Consider the following 264-nt stretch of genomic DNA (forward strand, 5'->3'; position numbering starts at 1 on the left):
AATGGTGGAGCTATGCGGGATCGAACCGCAGACCTCCTGCGTGCAAAGCAGGCGCTCTCCCAGCTGAGCTATAGCCCCATCGTGTAGTCAGAACCTCTTTACCGATAATTCGTTTCCGGGCGCGGCGTGGTGAAGCGAAGCATACATCAGTATGCGAGCTTTGCCACAACAAAGCACGGGAGCGAATTTGGTAGGCCTGAGTGGACTTGAACCACCGACCTCACCCTTATCAGGGGTGCGCTCTAACCACCTGAGCTACAAGCC

Annotated in this window: 1 tRNA gene; it reads right to left on the minus strand. The window is 56.1% G+C overall.

Annotated features, from left to right (window positions below):
• Positions 1-2 precede the first annotated feature (2 nt).
• Positions 3-78 (minus strand) — tRNA-Ala (locus OGY07_RS02850).
• Between the last annotated feature and the right edge of the window lie 186 nt (positions 79-264).

Origin of the sequence: Citrobacter sp. Cs237 (genome assembly GCF_030332325.1) — a bacterium.
Taxonomy (GTDB): Bacteria; Pseudomonadota; Gammaproteobacteria; order Enterobacterales; family Enterobacteriaceae; genus Citrobacter_A; species Citrobacter_A sedlakii.